Origin of the sequence: Algiphilus sp. (assembly GCF_965216485.1) — a bacterium.
Taxonomy (GTDB): Bacteria; Pseudomonadota; Gammaproteobacteria; order Nevskiales; family Nevskiaceae; genus Algiphilus.
This window is the reverse complement of the sequence record NZ_OZ244162.1, coordinates 881,695-905,514: the sequence shown is the minus strand read 5'-3', so window position 1 is coordinate 905,514 and position 23,820 is coordinate 881,695. Positions and strand designations below refer to the sequence as shown.

22 protein-coding genes are annotated in these 23,820 nt (G+C 66.7%); 12 read left to right on the top strand and 10 right to left on the bottom strand.

Annotated features, from left to right (window positions below; all coding sequences use genetic code 11):
- Positions 1-6: 6 nt before the first annotated feature.
- From ACOOFO_RS04140 to ACOOFO_RS04125, 4 genes are read right to left on the bottom strand one after another with little or no spacing between them, the layout of a single operon-like run.
- Positions 7-555 carry a PaaI family thioesterase gene (locus ACOOFO_RS04140; protein ID WP_420428396.1) on the bottom strand — a complete coding sequence of 183 codons (549 nt, stop codon included), beginning with the start codon at positions 553-555 and terminating at the stop codon, positions 7-9.
- Between the two features lie 28 nt (positions 556-583).
- A complete protein-coding gene (locus ACOOFO_RS04135) occupies positions 584-1,714 on the bottom strand; it encodes a glutathione S-transferase family protein (protein ID WP_420428395.1) in 1,131 nt (376 codons plus the stop codon).
- Between the two features lie 30 nt (positions 1,715-1,744).
- Positions 1,745-2,824 (bottom strand): MBL fold metallo-hydrolase, encoded by a 1,080-nt coding sequence (locus ACOOFO_RS04130; RefSeq protein ID WP_420428394.1) that lies wholly within the window; start codon positions 2,822-2,824, stop codon positions 1,745-1,747.
- A 14-nt stretch (positions 2,825-2,838) separates the two neighbouring features.
- On the bottom strand, positions 2,839-3,684 hold the full coding sequence (locus ACOOFO_RS04125) for an SDR family NAD(P)-dependent oxidoreductase (RefSeq protein ID WP_420428393.1): 846 nt from the start codon (positions 3,682-3,684) through the stop codon (positions 2,839-2,841).
- A gap of 312 nt (positions 3,685-3,996) precedes the next feature.
- Here ACOOFO_RS04125 and ACOOFO_RS04120 point away from each other — a divergent pair, with 312 nt between their 5' ends.
- The 4 genes from ACOOFO_RS04120 to ACOOFO_RS04105 are packed head-to-tail and all read left to right on the top strand — an operon-like array spanning position 3,997 to position 10,331.
- A complete protein-coding gene (locus tag ACOOFO_RS04120; RefSeq protein WP_420428392.1) occupies positions 3,997-6,204 on the top strand; it encodes a DUF1302 domain-containing protein in 2,208 nt (735 codons plus the stop codon).
- Entirely contained in the window at positions 6,194-7,033 is an 840-nt protein-coding gene (locus ACOOFO_RS04115; RefSeq protein WP_420428391.1) for a peptidyl-prolyl cis-trans isomerase, read from the top strand. Before ACOOFO_RS04120 ends, ACOOFO_RS04115 begins: the two co-directional genes overlap by 11 nt.
- A 44-nt stretch (positions 7,034-7,077) precedes the next feature.
- Entirely contained in the window at positions 7,078-8,055 is a 978-nt protein-coding gene (locus ACOOFO_RS04110; RefSeq protein ID WP_420428390.1) for a HupE/UreJ family protein, read from the top strand.
- A 14-nt stretch (positions 8,056-8,069) separates the two neighbouring features.
- Positions 8,070-10,331, top strand: a complete 2,262-nt coding sequence (locus tag ACOOFO_RS04105) for a DUF3604 domain-containing protein (protein WP_420428389.1) — start codon at positions 8,070-8,072, stop codon at positions 10,329-10,331.
- A gap of 6 nt (positions 10,332-10,337) precedes the next feature.
- Here ACOOFO_RS04105 and ACOOFO_RS04100 read toward each other — a convergent pair whose 3' ends face one another.
- From ACOOFO_RS04100 to folE, 4 genes are all read right to left on the bottom strand, one after another.
- Positions 10,338-11,297 (bottom strand): ThuA domain-containing protein, encoded by a 960-nt coding sequence (locus tag ACOOFO_RS04100; RefSeq protein WP_420428388.1) that lies wholly within the window; start codon positions 11,295-11,297, stop codon positions 10,338-10,340.
- A gap of 12 nt (positions 11,298-11,309) precedes the next feature.
- Positions 11,310-13,016: a GMC family oxidoreductase gene (locus ACOOFO_RS04095; protein WP_420428387.1), complete on the bottom strand. Its 1,707-nt coding sequence runs from the start codon at positions 13,014-13,016 to the stop codon at positions 11,310-11,312.
- Positions 13,009-14,163: a gluconate 2-dehydrogenase subunit 3 family protein gene (locus ACOOFO_RS04090; RefSeq protein ID WP_420428386.1), complete on the bottom strand. Its 1,155-nt coding sequence runs from the start codon at positions 14,161-14,163 to the stop codon at positions 13,009-13,011. Before ACOOFO_RS04090 ends, ACOOFO_RS04095 begins: the two co-directional genes overlap by 8 nt.
- 142 nt (positions 14,164-14,305) lie before the next feature.
- Positions 14,306-14,917, bottom strand: a complete 612-nt coding sequence (gene folE, locus ACOOFO_RS04085; RefSeq protein ID WP_420428385.1) for a GTP cyclohydrolase I FolE — start codon at positions 14,915-14,917, stop codon at positions 14,306-14,308.
- A 123-nt stretch (positions 14,918-15,040) separates the two neighbouring features.
- On the opposite strand from folE, the gene zigA reads away from it, so the two are divergent.
- Genes zigA through ACOOFO_RS04070 form a run of 3 tightly spaced genes read left to right on the top strand, consistent with a single transcriptional unit; the run spans position 15,041 to position 17,379 of the window.
- The gene (zigA, locus tag ACOOFO_RS04080) at positions 15,041-16,252 is read left to right on the top strand and encodes a zinc metallochaperone GTPase ZigA (protein WP_420429639.1); all 1,212 of its coding nucleotides are present in this window, start codon (positions 15,041-15,043) and stop codon (positions 16,250-16,252) included.
- Positions 16,252-16,884 carry a DUF1826 domain-containing protein gene (locus ACOOFO_RS04075; RefSeq protein ID WP_420428384.1) on the top strand — a complete coding sequence of 211 codons (633 nt, stop codon included), beginning with the start codon at positions 16,252-16,254 and terminating at the stop codon, positions 16,882-16,884. Before zigA ends, ACOOFO_RS04075 begins: the two co-directional genes overlap by 1 nt.
- 42 nt (positions 16,885-16,926) lie before the next feature.
- The gene (locus tag ACOOFO_RS04070) at positions 16,927-17,379 is read left to right on the top strand and encodes a copper chaperone PCu(A)C (RefSeq protein WP_420428383.1); all 453 of its coding nucleotides are present in this window, start codon (positions 16,927-16,929) and stop codon (positions 17,377-17,379) included.
- Here ACOOFO_RS04070 and ACOOFO_RS04065 read toward each other — a convergent pair.
- Positions 17,373-17,750, bottom strand: coding sequence for a MerC domain-containing protein (locus tag ACOOFO_RS04065; RefSeq protein ID WP_420428382.1), 378 nt, complete (start codon positions 17,748-17,750; stop codon positions 17,373-17,375). The two genes, ACOOFO_RS04070 and ACOOFO_RS04065, sit on opposite strands and share 7 nt — an antisense overlap.
- A 20-nt stretch (positions 17,751-17,770) precedes the next feature.
- Here ACOOFO_RS04065 and ACOOFO_RS04060 point away from each other — a divergent pair, with 20 nt between their 5' ends.
- Genes ACOOFO_RS04060 through ACOOFO_RS04045 form a run of 4 tightly spaced genes read left to right on the top strand, consistent with a single transcriptional unit; the run spans position 17,771 to position 21,460 of the window.
- Positions 17,771-18,427 carry an ABC transporter ATP-binding protein gene (locus tag ACOOFO_RS04060; RefSeq protein ID WP_420428381.1) on the top strand — a complete coding sequence of 219 codons (657 nt, stop codon included), beginning with the start codon at positions 17,771-17,773 and terminating at the stop codon, positions 18,425-18,427.
- Positions 18,424-19,593, top strand: coding sequence for an ABC transporter permease (locus ACOOFO_RS04055; RefSeq protein WP_420428380.1), 1,170 nt, complete (start codon positions 18,424-18,426; stop codon positions 19,591-19,593). Before ACOOFO_RS04060 ends, ACOOFO_RS04055 begins: the two co-directional genes overlap by 4 nt.
- The gene (locus ACOOFO_RS04050; RefSeq protein ID WP_420428379.1) at positions 19,590-20,462 is read left to right on the top strand and encodes an Ig-like domain-containing protein; all 873 of its coding nucleotides are present in this window, start codon (positions 19,590-19,592) and stop codon (positions 20,460-20,462) included. Before ACOOFO_RS04055 ends, ACOOFO_RS04050 begins: the two co-directional genes overlap by 4 nt.
- A gap of 50 nt (positions 20,463-20,512) precedes the next feature.
- On the top strand, positions 20,513-21,460 hold the full coding sequence (locus ACOOFO_RS04045) for an Ig-like domain-containing protein (protein ID WP_420428378.1): 948 nt from the start codon (positions 20,513-20,515) through the stop codon (positions 21,458-21,460).
- Positions 21,461-21,602: 142 nt separating this feature from the next.
- Here ACOOFO_RS04045 and ACOOFO_RS04040 read toward each other — a convergent pair whose 3' ends face one another.
- Complete coding sequence (locus ACOOFO_RS04040) at positions 21,603-22,757, bottom strand: SMP-30/gluconolactonase/LRE family protein (protein WP_420428377.1); 1,155 nt, start codon at positions 22,755-22,757, stop codon at positions 21,603-21,605.
- A 16-nt stretch (positions 22,758-22,773) separates the two neighbouring features.
- On the opposite strand from ACOOFO_RS04040, the gene ACOOFO_RS04035 reads away from it, so the two are divergent.
- Positions 22,774-23,694: a LysR substrate-binding domain-containing protein gene (locus ACOOFO_RS04035; RefSeq protein ID WP_420428376.1), complete on the top strand. Its 921-nt coding sequence runs from the start codon at positions 22,774-22,776 to the stop codon at positions 23,692-23,694.
- Positions 23,695-23,820: the final 126 nt, after the last annotated feature.

The following is a 23,820-nucleotide window of genomic DNA, read 5'->3' as shown; positions in this document are numbered from 1 at the left end:
CGGCCGTCAGCGGCGCTTGGGGCGCATCTGGTAGATCGCGCGGCTGAGTGCGACCACCTCGCCCTGGGCATCCTTCAGCTCGCCGCGCACCTCGAATTCTGACTTGCCTTCGGCCAGGGTCTCGGCCTCGATGCGCTCGGCCTCTTCCGCGCTCAGCGTTAGCTCGACGGAGACATCGCTCTTGGCGGCGCGTACGAACTGCATGTCGAGAGCGGTCACGATGGGAATGAAGCGGCGCATGCCGAAGGTGGCCAACATCAGCGGCCCGCCGGGGAATTCGGCCAGCGTGAACAGGGCACCGGCGTACATCGTGCCGATGTGATTGACGTTGCCGCGCAGCGGCATGCGGCACGCGACGCGCCCCGGCTCCAATGCCACCACCCGCGCGCCGGAGCGACGCACGAAGGGAATCACGAAACGCGACAGGTGCTTGACCAGCAAGGGCTGCAGGCGCTGATCGACGACGCGCTCCAGCTCCTCCACCGGTACGCCCCATTGCTGGGCGCGCGTCACGGCGGCGTGGGAGGCGGATTCGAAACGTTGCTTCAGGGACATGCGATCTTCCGGTGACAAAGGCCGTAGCCTAACGGCTGCGCGCGCTGCCGGTTGGCTCCGCCAGGCGTACGCGCAGGCCCGTGCGCTGCAGCGGCGGCCCCATGTCCGCCGCCAGCGCCTCGGCGGCTGCACCGCCGCCGATCGCGGTGCACAGCGTAGTGCGCTGTGCCTCGTCGAGCGCCAGATAGCCGCGCTGCACGCCCTGCATCATCCACAGCGTGTAGGGCATGGCCAGACGGTGGAAGCGGCCGTCGGCCATGGGAAAATCAATGGACTCGAGCGCGCGCGGCAGACGCGGCTTCTGCCCCGTACCGCCTTCCGCGTACCGTAGCACCGCATCGCGAATGCCAAGCACCATGGGCAGAAATTCGTCGCGTAGCGCGCGCAGGATCGGCTGCAGGGTCGGCGGCAGCGCAGCAATGTCGAACAGCGCCCCATCACCCTGCGCACCGGCATGGGTGCGCGCCACCCAGGCCTGCAGATGCGGACGCGGCGCGATCAGGGCACGTTGCGGCCAGGGGTCCCGGGCCAGATGCGCATAGAGCGGGCCGATGAGGGCGAAATCGGCCACGCAGGGGCGCCCGCCAAGCAGGAAATCGTGGCTGGCGAAATGCTGGTCGAGGGCGTCGAGCATGGCCTCGGTCCAGGCTTCCATCAGCGCAAACTGCTCGGGGACGACCCCGACGCCGGGCAGATAGCTCTTCAGCATGGTGGCCGGCCGGCGCGCCAGCCGACGCTGCACAAAGCCGGGTGCAAAGGGCAGCAATGCGCGCCCGGCCTCCTTCAGAAACAGCGCCTCGTTTTCGGGATATGACCATCGGTAGTGCATCGCGGGGGGAATCCACCACTCGTCCGCCCAGACTTCCAGCAACTGCGCGAGCACGCGCAGGGCCGCGGACTCGTGATAGACGGAAGGCGCGGGAAAGCGACCTTCCAGCGTCTCGATGATATGGGTGGTGTCCTGCAGCCATTCCCCCTCCGGCGTGACCACCACCGGCATGACCGGACTGCTCCCGGTCTTGCGCGGAATCCGCCGCATCAGGGTGTAGCCATCCACCACCCGCTCGCGGAAGGGAATCTGCTTGTAGCGCAGATAGGCGCGCGCCTTGCCGCTGAAATAGGACAGTTGCCAGCCGTACAGCAGATAGGGCTTGGTCATCGGGGTCTCAAAGAAATCGAATGGCAGGTGCTACCAGCGTAGGAGTTGCTCGATGTCGATGGCTGTGCTGTCGGCCGGCATGGACACCCACAGACCGTCCTCGCCCACCGTGACCGGACCCTCGAAGACGGCGTCCACCCCTTTCAGAAACTGCCGTTCGAGCAATACCACCGGCAATTGCGGAACGATGTGGGTGTAGAGCAGGTGCCCGACTTCGGCCTGCGCCGCGATGCGCGCCGCCTCCACCGGGCTGGTGTGGTAGTCGAGGATATCGCGCGTGATGGTCGCCAACTCCGTCTCGCCGGCCACCTCGGCGGCCTCGGTCAGGATGCCGACGAGATTCGAGGCCAGCGCCTCGTGCACCAGCAGATCCACGCCCTGGGCGTGGCGACGCACTACGTCCGAGGCCTTGGTGTCGCCGCTGATCACCGCGCTGCGTCCCTGGTAGTCGAAGCGGTAGCCCACCGACGGCTCCACTGGCGCGTGATCGACCGGGAAGGCGGTGACGGTCAGTCCTTCCTGCTGCAGCACCACGCGACCTTCCGCCGGCGGCAGCGCAAAGGGACGCGCACTGGCACCGGCGCCGCTGGGCGGCACAACCGCCTCTCCGTGGTGTGCAATGCGGTAACCGATATCGGTGCGGTAAGCCTGATTGAAGCCCTCGACGATGGGGGTGACCCCTGCGGGCGCGATCACCGGCAGTGGCGTGGAGTGGCTGCCTCCGGCCCAGCGCTGCAGCATCAGCTCTCCGATGCCATCGATATGGTCGGAATGGAAATGGGTGAGCAGCAAGGCATCCACCCGCCCGGGTGGAATGCCCATGGGGCCGAGATTGCGCATGCTGCCCGATCCGACGTCGACCATCAGCACCTGCTCGCCTGCGATCACCAATGCGCAGGGGCCGGCGCGGGTCGGGTCCGGCAGCGGCGAGCCGGAGCCGCAGAGCACCACGTGCAAGCCGTTGTCCATGCCTTCGAGATTGTCGGCCTGGATGCTCGCCAACGCCTGCTGAAAGACGATGCGTCGGACGATGCGGTCCTCGAAGCTCAGGAACAGCCCGACCAGCACGGCCAGCACCACCGCGACCACGACAAGCCCTTTCTTCCACATGCGGTTCTCCCCGCTCAGGCGGTGGCCGAGGCGCCACCGGCACGGCGCAGCACCATGCGCAGAATCCCGGGTGCAACTCGCTTGGTCCAGTAGCCGGAGGCTGCATCCTTGCCCACCACCACCAGGGCACGATCGCGCCGCACCGCGGCCAGGGTGGCTGCGGCGACGCGCTCGGGCGAGAGGTCATTGCGCTGGAACCACTGCCCGATCATCTTGCGCGTGCGCGGTGTATCCATACGCCCGAACAGCGTGATCTTGTCGGCGATCGGCGTCTGCACAAAGCCAGGGCAAACCGCCGTGACCCCAATGCCAAGGCCGGACAGCTCGGCGCGCAGGCTTTCGCTCAAGCCGGCCACCGCCGCCTTGGTCGCACCGTAGGCGGCCATGCCCGGAAAGCCCACCAGCCCCGCCGCCGAGGCGATGTTGACGATATGCCCGCCGCCACCCCCCGCCTTGGCACGGGCGCGCATCGCGGGCAGCAGGGCCTGCAACACCGCGACCAATCCGATGACATTGACATCATGCAGTCGACGCCACTCTTCCAGCGGAACATCCTCGAACAGCCCGGCACTGACCACACCGGCGCTGGTGATAATCAGATCGGCGGCCTTGCCCATGTCCGACACGGCCTGGGCGACACGGGCGAGGTCTTCCGTTCTGGTCACGTCAGCACTGCAGACCTGGACCTCCGCCGCACCCAGCTCGCGCAGACAGGAGGCCGCCTGCTCCAGCGCCGCCTGCTGACGGGCGACCAGCAGCAGCCGGGCGCCGTCGCGCGCCAGCGCCTCGGCCACGCTGTAGCCGATGCCGCTCGAGCCTCCGGTGATGACGCAGATCTTGTTATGGAATGTCTTCAGCATCTCCCCCAACTCCTCTTGGGCCGTGACTGTTCGCCCAGCGCTCCGCGGGCATCTCCCCCGGTGCGAGTGCCCTTGACGACGACATGCTGCGCGATTTATTTACAGGCTGTCAAATAATCACCTGCAGCCATCACCTCGATCCGCTGCCCCTCTGACGATCGAGATCGAGGCGTCTTTACAGGTCGTAAAATTTTCGGGATATTACGGACGCATAAGGCCGCCCGAAGAGGCTCGGCCAGCCATGCCCACAGGGCAGGAAAAGAGGAGACCAAGCGCATGGGGGAGAGTCGTAGCAGGGGTGGGTGGCAGTGGATGGCGGTTTTCGCAGCCTGCCTGGCACTGGGTACAACGCAGGGGCAGGCCGCGGACTTCCGTCTGGGTGAGGTCGATATCCGCATCAACCAGCGGGCCGCCGTGGGTGCCAGCTGGCGCCTGGAGGACCGCAACAACGCCTTGCTGGCCAAGCTCAACGTGCCCGGCCAGGAACGCCTGTGCGTGGAGGACGACTGCATGTCGCTGATGGGGGATCCCGCCCCGAATCAGCGCCTGGTGGACGCCCGCGGCGGCTACAACGTCAATGGCGACGACGGCAATCTCAACTACGCCCAGGGCGACATCGTCTACGCCACGGCGCAGTACCAGCCCGAGATCAGTGTGTTCTGGGGCGAGCTCAGTGCGAAGTTCACCGGCCTTGCCTACTACGACCCCTTCAACAGCGACTTTCTGACCTTTAACGAAAACACACTGTTCCAGCCTGAACGCGTCCCGCGCCGACCGGATCTGGAAGCGGACCTCGGCCGCCAGGCGCGGCTGCTGGAAGCCTTCGTCAGTGCACCCGTGCCGGGTTTCGATGGCCGGCTCCGATTGTCGGTGGGACAACAGATCCTGCGCTGGGGCGAATCCACCTTTCTGGTGTTCAGCAGCCTGAACCAGATCAATCCGCTCAGTGCGCGCCTGCTGCGCCAGCCCGGCGCACGCCTGAAGAATGCCTTCCTCCCGGTAGGGATGATCATTGCCGACTACGAGTTCTCGGCCAATGTCTCGGTCAACGCCTTCTACCAGTACGACTGGGCGCCCACCGAACCCGATGTGGCGGGCTCCTTCCTGTCGACCGCGGATATCGGCGCGGCCGGCGACGGCCCGACCAATCTGACCATCGGCATCGGCCAGTTTCCGGAAGACCCCAATCGCCAGTTCCAGCCGTCGGGTCTGTCCAGCCTGCTCAGTAGTGCCACGCGCACGGCCTATCTGCTCGACGAGCGCTTCGGCGAACCCCGCGACGAGGGCCAGTTCGGCCTGCGGCTGAACTACTACGCCGAATGGCTCAACGGTGGCTCGGAACTGAGCTTCTACGGCATGAACTACCACAGCCGGCTGCCATATCTGAGCGTGTTCGCCGCCGAACGCAGCTGTCTGCGCGATCGCGAGCAGATCGCCGCTGGGGACCTCGGCGCCGTACTTCCGCTGCTGCTGGATGCGCTGCCCGACCTGGGGGGTGCGCTCGACCCGGTCACGCAGCAGACCGCCTTTGCGCAGGCCCTGCTCGCCTGTGGCGGCTTCGCGGGGGATGCCAACATCATCAACGATACCGTGCTCGACACCATCGCCGCACAGATTCCCGGCGTCCCCGAAGTCGGGCAGGAGGCCCTGCCGGTGGACACCATCCGGCCCTTCCTGGATTACCCGGAAGACATCCAGCTCTACGGCTTCAGCGGCACCACCAATATCGGGGCTTGGTCCTTCGCCGGCGAGATCGCCTACAGCCCCAACCAGCCCGTCCAGGTCGCCACGCGCGACGTGCTGTTCGCCTCGCTGCAACCCGCGTTTCCCGACGAGGATGTCGGTATTCCCACGGGGGCGGAGAGCATCTTCACCGTGCCCGGGGCGCGTTCGGCGGCGCCGGACTTCCTGCAGACGCGCTTCCGGCGCGACCCGGTCTCCGCCGGCGAGCGCGTCACCGGCTACGAGCGGCTGTCCATCGGGCAGGCCAGCTTCACCGCGATTCGCGCGCTGTCGGCGAGCAACTGGATCGGCGCCGATCAGATTCTGGTGGCGGTAGAGGTCGGCGCGACCCAGATTTTCGACCTGCCAGCGCTGGAGCGGCTGCAGATCGAAGGCTCCGGCGCCACCAACACCCACTTCAGCCCGGGCGCGGACGGCAGCGGCAGCGGCGGCGAACCGGATACGCGCCGCGTCAATCCGGAGCAGGCGGACCCGGACATCTTTGCCGATGATTTCGCCTGGGGCTATCGCATCCTGCTGTTGCCGACCTATCACAACGCCGTGTTCGGCATGACCGTCATTCCGCGCGCCCTGTTCGAGCACGACGTGCAGGGCACCTCCGCCTTCCCTATCCAGAATTTCGTCGAAGGGCAGATCAAGCTCACGGCCGGCTTTCAGATGCGTCTGACGCGCAATCTCACCACCACCGTCGACTACACGATGTTCACCGGCGCCGGCGACCGCAATCTGCGCTCGGACCGCGACCACATCACCGCATCGCTGGCCTATGCCTTCTAGCGCGTCCCTTGGGCCACGCTGGCTGCGCGAGCCCCTGGTTGTCTTCGCACTGATCGGTGGCGCGCTGTTTGCCCTCGACCATGGACTCAGCGACGGCGATGCGGCGCGCGAGATCGTGGTCAGCGCGCAGCGCGTCGACGCCCTTCGTGCGGATTTCCAGACGCGCGAGCATCGCCCGCCCACGGCCGAGGAACTCGACCGCATGATCGCGCACTGGGTCGACAACGAGGCACTGTTCCGCCAGGCGCGCGCCCTCGGGCTGGACGAGGACGATCAGATCATCCGTCGTCAGCTCATCCGCAAGATGCGCTTCCTGCTGGAGGACACCCACCCACTGCCCGAGCCGACGCGGGAGGCGCTGCAGGCGCACCTGCAGGCGCACCCGGAGCGCTATGGCCAGCCGATGCGTATCAGCTTCGAGCACGTCTTCCTCACCCGCGGCGCACAGGCTCCCCAACGCGCCGAGGCGCTGCTGCACGAGCTGCGAGCAGCCGGGTCCGGCGCCGCGCTGCCGCCGGGCGACCCTTTCCCGGGCCCGGCGCAGATCAAGGCCGCCGATGCCACGGCAGTGCACAAGCGATTCGGCCGTGACTTCTTCGACGCCTTGCAGACCTTCCCGCTGCAGCAGTGGTCGGGGCCGATTGCCTCGCCAGCAGGGCTGCACCTGGTGCGCGTGCAGGCGGTCATCCCCTTCGTGCCGGCCACGGTGGACTCCGCCGGCGAGGCCCTGGTCAATGAAGTGCGCCATCTGCAGCGTGAACGGAAGAATGCCGACCTGCTCGAGCAGCTTCGCGCCCAATTCGTGGTGCGCCGCGCGCCCTCCACGTGATGAAGATCGCCGTCATTGCATGCGCATGCATCTGGGCGTGCCTGTTGGCCACGCCGGCAGCCGCGCACGAGCAACCCATGGCCTATATCGGTATCGAGGCCACGGGGCCGCAGACACTGCAGGTGCTCACCAAGGATGCGCGCCGCGGTGAACGCACGCTGCCGCCCCTGCAACTGTCATTGCAGCCAGAATGCGCGCCGCACGGACAGGCCGAAGTCACCGTCACTGAAGAAGCACTGATCCGTCGCTGGCAGCTGCAATGCAGCGCCGCCATGGAGGCGCATCGGCTGCACGTCGGCGGGATGAACAGCATTCGGCCGGAAGCGCTGGTGCATATTCGCATGGGCAACGATGCGCGCTATCAGCGCGCCAGCCGCGATGCGCCCGAGGTCGCACTGACTCTGACCGACAGCCGCGCACAGCCATCGGTGGCGACCTACTTCCTGCTCGGCGTGGAACACATCCTGGCCGGCCCGGATCATCTGCTCTTCGTGCTGGGTCTGGTGCTGGTGCTGTGGCGTGCCGGCCGCGGTGTCGGCGCGTGGATCGGCACCGTTACCGCCTTCACGCTGGCGCACAGCATCACGCTGTCATTGGCCACACTGGGTGAGCTGCGCCTGCCTTCCGCGCCGGTGGAAGCCGTGATTGCGCTGTCGATCCTACTGCTGGCGGTGGAACTCGCCCGTGCCGGTCCACCGGGAGCCGGCCGCGCGATGCCGCCCAGCTGGACCTTCCGCTTCCCCTGGGCGGTTGCCTTCGGATTCGGCTTGCTGCACGGCTTCGGCTTTGCCGGCGCGCTCGCGGATATCGGTCTGCCGCCGGCCGCCGAGGCCTGGGCGCTGGCCAGCTTCAATCTCGGGGTGGAAGCAGGGCAACTGCTGTTCATCGCCGCCCTGCTGTTGCTGCGTCCTCTGGGCCGCTGGCTGCCGGCCGCGCCGAGCGCGCAGCTCGCCACCCATGCCTTGGGCGGCATCGCCTGTTACTGGCTGCTGGGGCGCATCACCGCCCTTGGCGCCGCCTAGCATTGGAGCCTGCCATGGTCCGACCGCTTCAGATTCCCGCGCTGCTCTGTCTTGCCCTTTGGCTGGGCGGCTGTGGTACCAGCACAGCCCCGTCCAACGGCACAACCCCCGACGACGGTGGTGGCGACATCGGCGCCGGTCCCAGCGCACCCTGCGCGGACTTCCAACCCGGCTTTCACAACGCCTACTTCGGCGACCTGCACACCCATACCAATTTCTCGATCGACGCCTATTTCTTCCAGAGCATGAACGGGCCGCGCGAGGCGCTGCGCTTTGCCCAGGGCGACCCGGTCGGGCTGCCGGCCGGCGACGAGGACCCGCATACCCCGCGGCGCACGGTGCAGCTCGATCGCCCGCTGGACTTCGCAGCCATCACCGACCACGCCGAATCCATCGGCAACTTCCGCAATGTGTGCGAGGCGCGCGGCAACCTGGAACCGGGCACCAACCCGGCGTGCAATCTGCTGGGCCAGCAGATCCGCAACGATGTGCGCAGCTTCGTGGCGGGCGACACCTCCCCGGCCCTCGCCTTTCTTCAGGGCATCACCGGCGAACTGCCCACGACGCGGATCGCCTGGCAGGAGACCCAGCGCATCAACAACGAGGAATACAAGCCCTGCCGTTTCACGACGATGCACGCCTATGAGTACACGCCCAATGCCTTCGGCCAATCCGTGCATCGCAACATCTTCTTCCGCAATGACACGGTGCCTGCCGACACCTTTGGGGCCGTCGGCGCGCTGAGCGCGGCCCAGCCCGACAACACCAATATCGAATGGGAACTCTTCGACCATCTGCAGCAGGCCTGCGTGGAGATCGAGGGCTGCGATGTCTTCACCATCGCGCACAGCGCCAACACCGCCAATGGTCGCTTCTTCCGGCCGATCGATCCCGCCACCGGTCTGCCGCCGGCGCGCGACGACCAGCCGCTGACGGCGGTTGACGCCCGCCTGCGCGCGGAACTGGAACGCGGCTTCGAGATTAGTCAGCACAAGGGCCAATCCGAATGCGCCGTCGGACTCGGCGGCGGCCTGCTGCAGGGCGAGGAATCGAACTGCGATTTCGAGCTGTTCAAGCACGTCTGCACCGGCGACGCCGATGACCCGGCCGAATGCGCCGAGTACTGCACCGGCAGCGCCACCGACCCCGCTTTCTGCCAGCACCGCGACCCGCTCTATGCGGTCGATGTGTGCGACACCGTCACCACCAGTGGTTCGACGCCCGACGGCTGCACCGCACCGCAGGATTTCGTACGTGACGCCCTCACCCAAGGCCTGGCGATCCAGGATCGACTCGACGGCATCAACCCGTACCGCATGGGTATTTCGGCTTCCACCGACAACCACAACGGTACGCCCGGCAATGTGCGCGAGGCCGGCTTTTCCGGCCACGGCGGCGTGCTCGACGATGAGCCCGCCGAGCAGCTCGGAGAGTGGCAGTGCATCGAGGCGGGCGACTTCGACAACCCGGATCCCTCCGACCCTGACAATTGCCCTGGCCGGCTGTTCGCCGATGTGGCGCGTCCCTTCAATCCTGGCGGCCTGGCGGGCGTGTGGGCAGCGGAAAACAGGCGCGAGGCGATCTGGCAGGCGGTGCGCCGCGGCGAGACCTGGGGCACCTCCGGGCCACGCCTGCGCATGCGCATGCTGGCGAGCTGGCAGCCCTTTCCCGAGGATGTCATGCAGCGCCTCGCCGATGGCGAAGACCCGATGGCTGCCGCCGCACTCCCCGGTGTGGCGATGGGCGCCGACCTGCCGCCGCGCAGCGGTGACGCACCGTACATCGCGGCCTGGGTCATGCAGGACTCGGACGGTCATCCGCTGCAGGCGCTGCAGATCATCAAGGGTTGGGTGGATGCCGCTGGCGAGCGTCACATCCGCGTGTACACGGTGGCGCAGACCGACGACACACCGCGGCTACCCGCGCGCGACAGCTGTGCCGTCTACACTGGCCTGCATCCCTCGCAGCTGGGTACTGTCTGGCAGGACCCGGATTTCAACGCCAATCAGCACGCCTTCTACTACGTGCGCGCGCTGGAAGTGCCGAGCTGCCGCTACAACACGCATCTCTGCCTGACCAAGGATGTCGACTGCGCGCGCCTCGATCCGGCAAATGGCATCTTTCCGGAATCCACCGGCCTGCAGGGTTTCGAGGGCTGCTGCGCCATCCAGGAGACCGCCACCGCCGACGGCCCCCGCTTCAGCGGCACGCCGGTCTTCCAGACCATCGAGGAACGCGGCTGGACCTCCCCCGTCTGGTACACCGCCCCGCGCTAGTCGGGCTCAGGCTGGCGGCGCCAGGGCGTCAGCGATTTCGTCGAGCAGCGGAATCTGCTGCGGCGCGGCCGGGCCTTCCTCCGGCTCTGCCAGCGGACCATCCTCGCGCGGTGCGCAGTCGGCCGGTTGGCGGCGTGCGGCGGTGAGAATGCCGCCCAGCAGGTGCTGGCGAAAGTCGCCGTCGTCGTAAAGCCCGATGCTGTGACCGATGGCGCTATACCAGGCCATGCCACCGAGATTGTCGTGGCACCAGCTCATCGGATGGTCGTTCATCTGCCCGGTCTCCCCCAGCGGGAAGCCATCGCGACCCGGAAGATTGCTGGTATTCGGGTCCTGGTCGTAGCTGTCCTCGTCGATGTTCATCAGCACGCGCACCACACCGCGCGGATTGCTTTGGAAGGCGTAGAACTCATCCTCAAGCGTCCATTGCTCGGGCAGATGCGCGGTCGAAGGGTGCTCGGCTGCCTCGCGTCGCAGCACGCCCTGCTGCACGCCCGGGCCTTCCTCGGCGGTGACGGGGAACACCGGGTGATTCTTGAAATAGGCGCCCACCAGTTGGCCGTAAAAGGGCCAGTCGAACTCGGTATCCGAGGCGGAATGTACGCCGACATAGCCGCCACCGGCCGCGATGTAGTCCTCGAAGGCGCGCTGCTGCCCCTCGTCCAGGACATCGCCGGTGGTGTTGAGCCACATCACGGCGGCGAAACGCGCCAGATTCTCGGCATTGAATGCCGCGGGGTCCTCGGTATGTTCGACCTCGAAGCCGTGCATCACGCCGAGCTGCTCGACAGTTTCCACGCCGGTGGGAATGGAGGCATGGCGAAAACCTTCCGTGCGGGTGAAGACAAGCAGGCGGAAGCCGCCGTTTTCGATCGCCGTTTCGCCGGTGCTGTGCCCGCCGCCGCAGCCGGATAGCGGCACGACGAGGGCGAAAAGGATCGCCAGGCAGACAGATTTGCGGATCATGCGCGGGGTCTCCTATGCGCGCCCTTCGCCGATGGCCCGTGCGATGCGCAACGAGCTGGCGAGGACCGTCAGCGTCGGGTTGTAGCCGGGAAAGGTAGGGAACAGCGAACCGTCCACCACGTGGACATTCTCCACCTCGTGCAGCTTGCCCCAGGGATCGCAGACGCTGGTGGCGGGGTCGTCACCGAAACGCGCCGTGCCGGCATGGTGCGCGGTGATCGAAGGCTGATCGGACAGCAGCGGCTCCGGCAGCACCACGGCACCGGTGGCCCCCGGCGTCGCCTGCAGCATGGCCAGCAGGCGGGGCGCGGTGAGGGTGGCTGCGGCCCGGTCGTGGGCATGCGGTGCGTAGGTCACACGCGGCGCGGGCAGGCCGCGCCAGTCCTTGACGTCCGGATCAAGGTCGACACGATTGCGCGCCTGCGGCAGATCCTCGCCGACGAACTGAATGCCTGCCAGACGCCGCCGCACCAGACCGGTCTGCATCAAGGTCTTGTGCGCTGTGCCGAAGGGCGCACCAAGGCCGGCGTAAAGATTGGCCTCCTGCAGCAGCGGCAGCGAGCTGCCCACCTGAATCAGGCCACCCTTGATGTAGGGCAGACCGAAGGCCCTTGCCTCGGCGCCGGTGAAGGGACCGGTGAGATCGTCCACCTGCACTGTCGTGCTCTGCGCGCGCAGCGACTGGATGTCGCGCGCGAAAAGAGCGCCGCCGATGGTGAAGAAGTGAAACATGACATTGCGGCCAACCTGGTCCGAACCATTGCCCAGGCCCAGCGGATGGGCGCTGCTGGCGGACATCAGCAACAACCGGGCGGTCTGCACCGGGCTGGCGGCCAGCAGCACCTTGTCGGCGCTGATGCGCTTGGGCGCTCCGTCCGCATCGAAATAATGCACATCGCTGGCGCGCCGACCGTCCGGCGTGGTGGCAATGCGATGGACCAGGGCGCGCTCGATGACGCGCACGCGCCCACTGCGCACCGCCGGGTTGAGGTAGCTGACCATGGCGTCGCCACGGGCGTTGATCGGACAGCCGAAGGAAGAACACAGCCCGCAGGAGTTGCAGGCCGGACGGCCATCGAAAGGCACCGAATTGACTGCGGCCGGATAGGGATAGGGTTCCCAGCCGACATTGAGTGCGCCGCGCGCGAGCAGCCGGGCGGCGTAGCCCGTCGGGTTCGGCGGCATGATGAAGGGGCCGCTGCGCGGTGACTGTTCCAGCGTGCGTGCTGGCATCAGGCTGACATCGCCCTGCACGCCGATGGTGCGCTCAACCTCGTCGTAATAGGGGGCGAGGTCGTCGTAGCTGATCGGCCAGTCCGCGACCTGTGCCCCGTCGATGGGGCCCAGCTCGGACAGTTGCTTGAAGTCGCGCTTCCAGAAGCGCGGAAACTTGGCGTTGTAATGCAGCGATGTGCCACCCACGGCGGCACCGAGCGAGACGTGCGTGCCCTGCACGCTGCGGCGCGTGCCCTCACCGGCCTCGCCCCGCGTGCGGCCGGTGATCGGTTCGAGCAGCGGATGCGGGTAGCCGAAGCCACGGTTGGTCTTGATCTCGTCGCTGCTGTAGAGCGTGCCCAGATCACCGCTGTCGACTTCGCCGAAGCCGGGCCGCAGATTGCGGCCGCGCTCCAGCACGGTCACCGACCAGCCTTGCTGGGCAAGCTCATGGGCCGCAATGGCACCGGCCGGGCCCGATCCGATGACGATGGCCTCAGGCATGGTCGGCGCTCCAGGTCCAGATTGCGTCGGCCGGCGGCGTCGTCCAGGGCGCCAGGCAACGTTTCAGCGCGGTCAGCGAGCCACCGGCATCCAGAATGATGGCGGCCAGGCTTTCACTGGGCGCGACGACCAGTGGCAGCGTCACGACGTCCGCCACGCCAGTGTGGGACGCGCCCGCCCTGGCCGTTGCCGCTGTGCCCTCGGCACCGCGTCCGTAGGAAGGTGGCAGCAGGCTGTCGAAGGGTCCGGGTTGATCGGCATTGACCACGGCATCGTCGCTGTAGCCGCGTGGCTGCACATCGCCGTCGAAATCGGCGAGCGTCCAGCCGACCAGATCACGATTGCCGCCATATTCGGGCGGCCCATAGGTCCCGGCCAGGGTGTCGGGAAAGGCGACATCGACCAGCGCCTGCACGGTCGCGTCACTCGGGTCGAACAGGATCAGGTCGCGCAGCGGTGCAGGGAGATCGGCAAAGCCCTCATTGCCGGCAAGGGCGTCAACCTGTGCCAGCACCGTGTCCAGGCCAATGTCGGCGAGCTGCGCCGCGACGATGTCGCCCAGCGCGGCGGGCAGGATGCCGGTAGCGAGCTGCTGCGCGCGCACGTCCAGCCGCGCCAAGCCTTCGCGGTAGATCTGCTGCAATCCCTTGATAGGGCCATTGAACTCGCGCTCAGGCAGACCTTGCGAGCCTTCGATGACCAGGCGCCAGGCCAGAGCCTCGTAAGCATCGAGGGGAATGAAGCGTTCGAAATCGTTGTCGGCGGCACCGGCGCGGTCCGAGAAGGGGCCACCGGCATAGATCAGGGGCGGATCGGTGAGGAAGGCGGCAAGAAAGGCGTCGATGGCGTTTTCGGCCTCTGCCACCGCCGCACCCGGTGTGAGGTCCGCGGGAATCAAGCGGTCGACCAGCGCGCGCAAGGTGGCGCGCTCGGATGCGGTCAGGAAGCGCGCGAAGGGCGTCGCCTTTTCCGGTCCGCGCAATGCCGACCCACTGGCGGCGGCGGGTGCGGTCGAGGTGCCGCAGCCCGCCATCGGCAGCAGCCAGGCCTGCAGGCACACCACGCCGCCGCACTGCAATACGACGCGACGGGAAAGGCTGCGCGGTGTTTCGTCCCCAGGCGCGCCCGATTCGGGGTCTGTGCCCATGCTGTCTCCTCCTGTTGGCTTCGCTCTGTTTGCGCGTGATCTGCGCTTTTTCGTGGCGAATCCGTGCATCTTCGCGCAACGCTGCGCGTGACGCCAGCCGGCAGGAGCATGGCCGCTGGGTGATGACGCCCAGCGCGAGGGCTCAGAGCAGGCGCCAGAGGCGATCCTGCAGGGCCGTGTCGGAGGCGAAATCCCCCGTGAAATGACTGGTGACGGTGGACACGCCCACATCGCGTACCCCGCGCGTCGTCATGCATTGATGCGCGGCGTCAATCAGCACGCCCACACCGCGCGGCGCAAGAGCCTCATCGAGCACCTGCGCAATCTGCGCAGTCAGCGTCTCCTGCGTCTGCAGACGGCGCGCCAGGACGTGCACCACGCGCACCAGCTTGCTGATGCCGACAACGCGGCGATCCGGGAGATAGGCCACGTGGGCGGTGCCGATGATCGGCACGATGTGGTGCTCGCAATGCGATTCCAGGCGGATGTCGCGCAGCAGCACGATGCCCTGATAGTCGGCGACCTCTTCAAAGGTGCGTGACAGGGGCTGCCGCGGGTTTTCGCCGTAACCGCTGAAGAATTCCTCGTAGGCGCGCACGACGCGTTGGGGCGTATCGCGCAGGCCTTCACGCGATGGATCATCCCCGGCCCATCGAATGAGGGTGTCGACGGCGGCTTCGGCGGCCCCCCGCGTCGGCCGATGGCGCTCTGCGCCCTGCCGGGCTTCCGTGGTCAGTGCCCGCTCATCATCCATGGCGTGCATCTCCTGCATCGTGGGTTGGAAAGGCAGCGGCTCCTCGCCGATACAGCGGCGCCGCCGGGGCATTGCCAGCCCATGGCCGCAATGCGATCATTAGCAATGTTATAACATTTGGTGATTCGCATGACGCTACCGGTCACGGTGCTCTCGGGTTTTCTCGGAGCGGGCAAGACAACCACGCTCAATCACATTCTCAATAACCGGGATGGGCGGCGCGTAGCGGTCATCGTCAACGACATGTCGGACGTGAATATTGACGCCGACCTCGTCAGCCGCGACGTCCAGCTCCATCGCGCCGACGAGCGCCTGGTGGAGATGTCGAACGGCTGCATCTGCTGCACCTTGCGCGAGGATCTTCTGATCGAGGTGGCGAAGCTGGCGCGTGAAGACCGCTTCGACGCACTGGTGATCGAGTCCACCGGCATCTCGGAACCGCTCCCTGTGGCCGAGACCTTCACCTTTCGCGATGAGCACGGCAAGAGCCTGTCCGATCTGGCGCGCCTCGACACCATGGTGACCGTGGTCGACGCGGTCCATATCGCCGTCGACCTCGAACAGGCTGACGAACTCGACGAACGCGGCCAAAGCCTCGGCGAGGATGACAACCGCACCGTCGCCGATCTTCTGGTCGACCAGGTGGAATTCGCGGACATTCTCATCCTCAACAAGATCGAGCTGATCAGTCAGGCAGAGCGCGAACGGCTCACCGCGCTGCTCCTGCAGCTGAATCGCCACGCCGAGATCATCCCCGCCACCTTCGGTCAGCTTCCCCTCGACAAGCTGCTCAACACCGGGCGCTTCTCCTTCGAGCGCGCCGCCGCCGCGCCAGGCTGGCTGCAGGAACTGCGCGGCACGCATATTCCGGAAACCGAGGAGCACGGCATCGCGAGCATGGTTTACCGCGCCGATCGTCCGTTCCACCCGCAGCGCTTCTGGGACACGATCACCAAGCCGCAGTGGTCCGGCACCTTGCTGCGCTCCAAGGGCTTCTTCTGGCTGGCGACCCGCTTCGATATTGCCGGGCAGTGGTCACAGGCCGGCGGCATCATGCGCCACGGACCGGCGGGTAACTGGTGGGCCGCGGTGCCCGCGTCGCAATGGCCGGAGGATTCGGCCTGGCGCGAGCAGATGGCACAGCGAAGCAGCGAGGCCTTCGGCGACCGCCGACAGGAGCTGATCTTCATCGGCCAGGGCCTGGATCAGGCCGCCATTCGTAGCCAGCTCAATGCGGCACTGCTCAGCGATGAAGAGCTGGCTGGCGGGCCGCAAGCCTGGGCCCGCCTGCCGGACCCGTTCCCCGACTGGACCCAAGAGGAGGAAGCCGCCTGATGGAAACCCTCAGCCCCGCGCACGCGATGACCCAGTACGCCGGTGGCCCGAACGCTGCCGTACTCGCGGAGATCTACCAGCCCGGCGTCAATCTGGCGGTCTGGGAAGGGGGTCTCGATTGGCAGGCGCGGCTTGGCGCCGAAACGCTATGCCGGGCGCGACCGGGCTTTCTGTGCAACAGCCACGGCACGGCAGCAGCGGTCGATGCCGATGTGCGCCGTCGCTGGCCCACCGACCCCGCACTGAACCCACTGCTGGTGGCAGTAACTGACTGCGCCCGCATGTTCGCGGAACTGTTCGAGCCTCCCGCCATTGGGCTGCGCATCACGGCGCTGGACCGCGCGATGTGTCCCCGCTTCCACGTCGACCGCATTCCGGTACGCATGATCGCGACCTTCTGCGGCCCCGGCACCGAATGGCTACCCAAGCATGTCGTGGACCGCGACCACCTGGGTGCATCAGGCACTGCATCCAGTGCGCAGGCGGAACCGCAGCAACTGCGCGCCGGCGACGTCGCGCTGATGAAGGGAGAACACTGGCTGGGTAACGAAGGCAACGGCCTTGTGCACCGCTCACCGGCGGTCGACGGGCATACTGCGCGTCTGATCGCAACCATCGATTGGCTCGACTGAGACCGTACCCGCCCCCCTTTTTCCTTGGCGACGCACCCGACCATGGCTTCACGTCCACTTTCGATATCCGCATGGCTGCTGGCACTCGCCACCCTGCTGGCGGCCTGCTCCGGATCACGCACGGTGTCCATCGAAGATGGCTGGGTGGAAAGACCGTCGGAGGATGCACCCGCCGAGTTGCATCTGCGTCTTCGCAACGGCCTGCAGCAGAGCGTGCGGCTGGTGGGGGCGTCGGTGGCGGGCAGCGACAATGCGCGCCTGCTGAGCACCGCGCCGGAACAGCAGCTACCCGCCATTGCCCTCAGTGCCGGACAGACCCTGCGCATCCCCGATGATGGCTATCGCATTCTGATCGACGCCGCGCCGGTGCAGTGGGCGGAAGTCAAGAGCGTCAATCTGCAACTGGCGCTGGAACAGGCGGACGGCCAGTTGCTCACGCTGTCCTATGACCTACATGTGCACGACCACGGCGAGGATCACTATCACGATCACTGAGTCGCCGCGCCCCGTCGGCACCGGAGGTTGAGCCCATGCGCGCCCGCCACCAGGGCTACGCCGACGGTCAGCTGCAGCGGTTCAGGCCCTTCGCCCAGGAAACCCTTGTTGAGATACAGGCCGAAGCCAGCCAGCATCAGCAACAGCGGCAGGGCCTTGCGGTGATGCACGCAGACACCATGCCCAATGGCGAGAACGGCAATGGCCATGGACGCCATCAGGGCCCACTGCTCGACACGCGGGTCGGCAAGCAAGGCCATGCCCAGTAGCGGCCACACGGGCACTAGCAGACAATGCACGGCACACATCGACGTCAGCGATATGCCGCAGGCATCCAGCCAGGCGGTCCGGTGAGGAAGCTCTGTTTTCATATGTTATATCGTAACACTTCATGCCCCCACTGATCGAGGCGCAGCAGCTCCGCCATGGATTCGGGGGTCAAACCGTGCTGGCGCTCGATCGTCTGCATCTGGATGCCGGGCAGGCCCATTTGCTGCTGGGACCGTCCGGATGCGGCAAGACCACGCTGCTGCATATTCTCGCCGGCCTGCTGCTGCCCGATGCCGGATCGCTGCGCATTGCGGGACAGGATCTGCGCGCGCTGGGCCCGGCGGCGCGCGATCGCTTCCGCGGGCAGCACATCGGCCTGATCTTTCAGCGGCTCCATCTGGTGGGCGCCGTCAACGTGCTGCAGAACTTGATGCTTGCCCAGCACTTCGGGCGGCGGCCGGCGGACCGCCCGCGGGCGCTGGCGCTGCTCGACCAACTTGGCCTCGCACATCGCGCCCATGCCATGCCGGAGACCCTGTCGCAGGGAGAAGCACAGCGCGTGGCCATTGCGCGCGCGCTGATCAACCAACCCGCGATCCTGCTCGCAGATGAACCGACGTCCAGCCTCGATGACGACAATGCCCAGGAAGTCATCGCACTGCTGCGCGATGCCAGCGAACGCGAAGGCGCGGCCCTGCTTGTGGTGACCCACGATCAGCGACTGCGCGCGCATTTTCCGGACGCCACCCTGCTGACACGGCCGGAGCCCAGCGCATGACCCTGCTCTCTCTGGCATGGGCCAATCTGCTGCGCGACAAGCTCGCGGCCGCCCTCAACACGGCACTGATGGCCATCGGCATCGCCACCATCGTGCTGCTGCTGTTGTTCGGCCACCATCTGCAAGAGCGCATGCGCGGCGATGCGGCCGGCATCGATCTGGTGATCGGCGCCAAGGGCAGCCCGAGTCAATTGGTGCTGTCGGCGATCTACCACGCCGATATCCCTACCGGGAACATCCCACTGGCCGAAGCCCAGCGCTGGGCCGAGCACCCCATGGTGCGGACCGCCGTTCCCCAGGCCCTGGGCGATTCCTGGCGCGGCTTCCGCATTGTCGGCACCACCGCCGCCTACCCGGCGCTCTACGCCGCCGATGTGCGCGAAGGCCGGCTGTGGCAGGAACCCGGCGAAGCCACCATCGGCGCCGCAGTGGCCGCGAGTGGCCTGACCCTGGATGATCATTTCTCCGGCGTGCACGGCTTCTCGCCTGAGGGCCACGTGCACGGCGACAGCCGCTATCGCGTTGTCGGCGTGCTGGAGGCCACCGGCACCGTCATCGACCGCCTGATCCTGACCAGCGTGGAAAGCGTATGGGCCGTACACGGCACCGCCGACCCCACTGACCCGGAAATCACCACGCTGCTGATCGACTACGCCACCCCCTTTGCCGCCACCACCCTACCGCGGCTGGTCAACAGCCAGTCCCAGCTGCAGGCCGCGGCGCCAGCCGTGCAGACCAACCGCATGCTGCAGCTGCTCGGCGTGGGCATCGACGGCGTGCGCGCCTTCGCCTGGCTGCTCGTGGTCAGCGCGGGCCTGGGCGTGTTCATCGCGCTGTATCACGCACTGGAGGCGCGTCGCTACGAACTGGCGCTGCTGCGTTGCCTGGGCGCCACGCGTTGGGAGGTGCTGGTCAGCCTCGTAGTTGAGGGCGTGCTGTTGAGCCTCGCGGGGACGCTATTCGGCATCTTCGTCGGCCACCTCGTCGCTGAACTGGCTGGCCAGTGGCTGGGCTTCGCCGCCACCGAGGGCTTGACCGGCTGGCAATGGCTGCCGGCGGAGACCGCCTTGCTGCTGTATGGCACCGCCATAGGCGCATTGGCTGCGCTGGTCCCCGCCATCCGTGCCTATCGTCGCGACGTAACGACCGTGCTGAAGTCCGCATGAGCATCGCAGCGCGCATCGCACTGGCGTGCGGTCTTTGCGTACCTGCCCTGGCTTGCGCGCAGCACGGCAGTGGCACGGGCAATGGCGAACGCGCCGCCACGCCGTCGTCACCGCCGCCCGCCATCCGCGCCGAGCAGGCGGCAGCCCCATCCGGAGCGCGACTGCATCTGTACAGTGATGCCGCCTACCAGGTGGGCAAGGACCAATGGATGATCGACGTGGTCGTCCGCACCCCCACCTTCATCACAGCCCAGCTCACCGACACCACCGGTGCGCCGCTGCCGGATGTGACGGTCTCCGCCGCCACCCGCGACGGCAGCGCCCTGATCACCGCCCAGGCCACCAGAACCGACGCGCAGGGGGAGGCAAGCTTCGGCGTACGACCTTTCGAAGCCGGAGAAGAGGCGGTGACGGTGCGCGGCCGAGGACAGTCCGCGACAATGCTGCTCAACGTGATCGACGACGCCGCGCTGGACTGGGAAGGCCTGGACGACGCTGACGGCATCACCGCCTGGGAAACCCTGCTTTCCAGCCAGGTGCGCTATCGCGAGGACTACACCCTCGACGTCCGCTATTCCGAGCCGGCGCGCGCGCTGGATGGGGCGCAGATCACGCTGGTGGGATTCATGCTGCCTCTGGAGCCCAGCGACCGGCAGTCCCATTTTCTGCTGGTCTCGACACCGCCCTCCTGTTTTTTCCACGTGCCCGGCGGGCCTGCCGGCGCGGTCGAAGTGCACGCGGACACCGCCATTGCGGTGCGATGGGACCCCATCGTGCTGGCGGGCACCTTCCAGTTGATCGATGATCCCGAGGCCGGATTGATCTACCGCCTTGAGCATGCGCAACTCAAGAAGGTTCCTTCCCCATAGGGGGTAAACATCGCCCTCGCACACCCTCCTCATGCGTCTGTAGAGAATTCATGAAGCAACGTCTGCCCGCCCTCGTCTTGTTCTGCTGCCTCACCGCCTGCGGCTCCGCACCGGACAACGGCGAGACCCCATCGCCTTCCGTGCAGCCTGCGCCGGAGCGCACCCCCGCCACGCCGCAGACCGCGACCGCTCCGGGGAATGCGCTGACCGAGGCTGAAATGAACGCCATGGCACCGCCTGCCGACGCCCCCAATGCGGTGCGGTCGGTACCCGCGCCGGACGGGCCGATACTGACGCTGTACAACGAATCCGCCTACCAGACTGACGCCGACACCTGGATGGTGGATGTCCTCGCCGGCACCCCCGCCTACATCACGGCGCAGTTGCTCGACGCGGCCGGCGAACCAGTGGTGGGCAAGACCGTGTCGATCACCACGTCACGCGACAGCCCACTGATGACACTGGCCTCCTCCGAAACCGACGAGATCGGCGAAGTCACCTTTGGCGTGCGGCCCGACCAGGACGGCGAGGAGATCGTCACCGTCCGTGCCGGCGAGGAACAAGCCCAGATCACGCTCAATGTGATTGCCGACCGCGCCCGCCAGTGGCAGGGCCTGGACGCCATCGACGGCGTCGTGCGCTGGGAAACCCTGCTCGAGAGCCGGGTGCGCTACCGTCAGGACTACACCCTGGACGTGCAATTCTCCGACACCGTGCAGGGGCTGGAAGGCGAGGCCGTACAACTCGTAGGCTTCATGCTGCCGCTGGAGGCCACCGACGAGCAGTCACATTTCCTGCTGGTGTCGACGCCACCCTCCTGCTTCTTCCATGTGCCCGGCGGCCCGGCCGGCGCCGTCGAGGTCTTCGCCGAACGCGGCATCGAAGTGCAATGGGAGCCAATCATGCTCAGCGGTCGGTTCCAGCTGGTGCGGGAGGAAGGTGCCGGGCTGATCTATCGGCTGGAAGAGGCTGAGCTCCAGGCGCTGCAACTGCCCTAGCCATCTCCAGAGACCGAACGGCGGACCTATTCAAGCGCTTCGACCGCCGGCTTCTCGATTTGCGGAGGGTTCGAGCATCGGCAGGCAGGTCGCCCGCGCAACCCCTTGATCCCGGAGACAGCGCCAGGCCAGCGTTCCGTTTTCAGCCGGCGTGCGGGTCGACAACAACCACGCGGAAGCGATCGGGTTTGACGTCTGTCGGATTCGGGCCGATCTTCCTTCGGATGCGGGACTCCGTGACGTAGACGGTGTGGTCCGGCCCCACGGTCAGATTGACCGGCGATTCCAGCCGCCCGCGCAGAACCTCGATGGCACGCTGACCCGGTTCGGCCGGATCGGCAATGCGCAACAATCGTCCATCGCCGCTCAGAACGGCTCCTTCCGCCACCAGGAGTGCACCATCCTCGACAAGAACGAGACCATCGGGATTCTCCAGAGTCCGCGGCAATTCGACCGCGCGTAGCACGTCCTCGTCGAGGACAAGCACCTCCCCGGTTTCAAAATTGGTGACATAGATGCGGCCCTGTTGATCGACCGTCACCCCGGCCGCCCCGACGCGGCTCAGCGGTCTGAGGCGTTCGTCTTCGACCAGGGTCGCAAACTCGTCACGCATCCAATCGTATGCCAGAACGCGGCCATTCACGCTGTCGGTCACCAGCAGGCGGCCATCCGGCGCAATCTCGGTGTCATTGGCAAAGCCGTCGTCGGGCAACCGAAGAAAACGCACCACCTGCAACCGCTCATCATCCAGCGCGTACAGCCCGTGCTGCTGGTCGGCGTCCGCTTCGAGAAAGGCGGGTGAGGTCCCCCAGACCAGATTTCGCGCGGAGTCATGGGTCAGGCTTGTCACGGAAAAGATGCCCGGAGCCGCAATATCCATAATGCGCCAGCGCCCCGCCTCAAAGCGCGCAACGAGCGGTGCTGTGATGGCCCCCACCAGCAACCGGCCCTGGCCGTCGAATGCAACACCGTTCGGCCAGTCGAGGGAAGGCGGAAGCGCGAGGCTGCCCGCTTCGTCGATCCAGGGACGCCGGAGTGTTTCCGCGGCCGAACAGTGCATTGTCGGCCCTTTCGCATCTCTTTTGGATGGCACCTGCGCGACGATTGCGCCGGGCAGGAGCGCAGCAATCATCAGAGCCGCCACGAGTTGCCAACGTACGGGCCAGGAGGGCCAGCGCGGTTGTTCGCCGACCGCGAATCTCAGGTGACGCACCAGGATCTCCTCTCGTGTGGTTGGCGGCGACCAGACTAAAAAGATGCTGTTGATGAAATAAAGGTGCAAAATGGCATCATTCATTGCACTGTAAGCATCAATGGAGCCGTCCCTTTCGACGCACGCGCTGAGGGAATTTTGCGCTGTAGCGGCCAAACTAAATTTCGCGCGCGCTGCGGAGGGGCTACAGGTGCATCCATCCATCCTCAGCCGCCACATCAAGGCGCTCGAAGCATCGCTGGGCACGCCGCTGTTTCACCGACATACCCGGTCGGTCACATTGACCGAGGCGGGCGCGGCCTTGCTTCCGCTTGCGCAGGATCTGCTGTCACGGCTGAGCGACGCCGAAGCCATGGTGTCGCAGTTCTCCAGCGAGCCAACAGGCGTATTGCGGCTGTCTCTGCCCACATCCTTCGGACAGATCGCGATTGGCCCGTTGCTTGCAGCCTTCAGGCGCGCTCATCCCGGGATCGAACTCGAGATGCGCGTTTCCGACGACTATGTTGATCTCATCGGAGACCGTTTCGACGCCGCCGTCCGCATCGGGGAGCACGCGAGCGGGACGGGGCTCAGGACCCGGCGGCTTGCCGAAACCAACCGATATCTGTGCGCTGCGCCCACCTACCTGGCCGGAGCGCCCGAAATCCGAGGTCCACAGGACCTTACAGCGCACGCCCTGCTTCACTTCAGCCCGTTGGCCAACGGTCCGGTCTGGCGACTGACCGGGCCGTCCGGCGAGATCGTCGTGCCGGTCCGTCCGACGCTCGCCGCCGACAATGCCCTGATGCTGCGGCAGGCAGCGATCGACGGCGCGGGTATTGCACTCCTCGCAGGCTTCCTCGTCGACGACGCGCTGGCGCGCGGCGAGCTTGTCGAGGTGTTGCCGGAGCATCGGCCGCAACCGGCCATGATTTCGGTCGTCTTTCCGGACCGGCCGATCATGGCGCGCAAGACGCGCGTCTTCATCGACTTCCTCGTGGAACGCTGGGAGTATCGCCCGCTCTGGTACCAGACCGGGTGAACCGTCGGACATACGGGTTCAGTCAAGCGTGGCCGTCGGGGGCCTGTGCCCCAGGCCTCTTACGAGCGGGGGTGGGGAGACGCTGTGAGACGGCAGCCCGATTGTGCGTCCAAGTGGCACTGAGGC

What these genes read in the sequence shown, in the direction of transcription:
- ACOOFO_RS04100 (WP_420428388.1), bottom strand. Translation starts at nt 11,297, where the DNA reads ATGATCCGCAAATCTGTCTGCCTGGCGATCCTTTTCGCCCTCGTCGTG.
- ACOOFO_RS04125 (WP_420428393.1), bottom strand. Translation starts at nt 3,684, where the DNA reads ATGCTGAAGACATTCCATAACAAGATCTGCGTCATCACCGGAGGCTCG.
- ACOOFO_RS04090 (WP_420428386.1), bottom strand. Translation starts at nt 14,163, where the DNA reads ATGGGCACAGACCCCGAATCGGGCGCGCCTGGGGACGAAACACCGCGC.
- ACOOFO_RS04065 (WP_420428382.1), bottom strand. Translation starts at nt 17,750, where the DNA reads ATGAAAACAGAGCTTCCTCACCGGACCGCCTGGCTGGATGCCTGCGGC.
- ACOOFO_RS04050 (WP_420428379.1), top strand. Translation starts at nt 19,590, where the DNA reads ATGAGCATCGCAGCGCGCATCGCACTGGCGTGCGGTCTTTGCGTACCT.
- ACOOFO_RS04135 (WP_420428395.1), bottom strand. Translation starts at nt 1,714, where the DNA reads ATGACCAAGCCCTATCTGCTGTACGGCTGGCAACTGTCCTATTTCAGC.
- ACOOFO_RS04105 (WP_420428389.1), top strand. Translation starts at nt 8,070, where the DNA reads ATGGTCCGACCGCTTCAGATTCCCGCGCTGCTCTGTCTTGCCCTTTGG.
- ACOOFO_RS04130 (WP_420428394.1), bottom strand. Translation starts at nt 2,824, where the DNA reads ATGTGGAAGAAAGGGCTTGTCGTGGTCGCGGTGGTGCTGGCCGTGCTG.
- ACOOFO_RS04035 (WP_420428376.1), top strand. Translation starts at nt 22,774, where the DNA reads ATGGAGCCGTCCCTTTCGACGCACGCGCTGAGGGAATTTTGCGCTGTA.
- ACOOFO_RS04040 (WP_420428377.1), bottom strand. Translation starts at nt 22,757, where the DNA reads ATGAATGATGCCATTTTGCACCTTTATTTCATCAACAGCATCTTTTTA.
- ACOOFO_RS04095 (WP_420428387.1), bottom strand. Translation starts at nt 13,016, where the DNA reads ATGCCTGAGGCCATCGTCATCGGATCGGGCCCGGCCGGTGCCATTGCG.
- ACOOFO_RS04070 (WP_420428383.1), top strand. Translation starts at nt 16,927, where the DNA reads ATGGCTTCACGTCCACTTTCGATATCCGCATGGCTGCTGGCACTCGCC.
- folE (WP_420428385.1), bottom strand. Translation starts at nt 14,917, where the DNA reads ATGGATGATGAGCGGGCACTGACCACGGAAGCCCGGCAGGGCGCAGAG.
- ACOOFO_RS04115 (WP_420428391.1), top strand. Translation starts at nt 6,194, where the DNA reads ATGCCTTCTAGCGCGTCCCTTGGGCCACGCTGGCTGCGCGAGCCCCTG.
- ACOOFO_RS04120 (WP_420428392.1), top strand. Translation starts at nt 3,997, where the DNA reads ATGGCGGTTTTCGCAGCCTGCCTGGCACTGGGTACAACGCAGGGGCAG.
- ACOOFO_RS04075 (WP_420428384.1), top strand. Translation starts at nt 16,252, where the DNA reads ATGGAAACCCTCAGCCCCGCGCACGCGATGACCCAGTACGCCGGTGGC.
- ACOOFO_RS04045 (WP_420428378.1), top strand. Translation starts at nt 20,513, where the DNA reads ATGAAGCAACGTCTGCCCGCCCTCGTCTTGTTCTGCTGCCTCACCGCC.
- ACOOFO_RS04055 (WP_420428380.1), top strand. Translation starts at nt 18,424, where the DNA reads ATGACCCTGCTCTCTCTGGCATGGGCCAATCTGCTGCGCGACAAGCTC.
- ACOOFO_RS04140 (WP_420428396.1), bottom strand. Translation starts at nt 555, where the DNA reads ATGTCCCTGAAGCAACGTTTCGAATCCGCCTCCCACGCCGCCGTGACG.
- ACOOFO_RS04060 (WP_420428381.1), top strand. Translation starts at nt 17,771, where the DNA reads ATGCCCCCACTGATCGAGGCGCAGCAGCTCCGCCATGGATTCGGGGGT.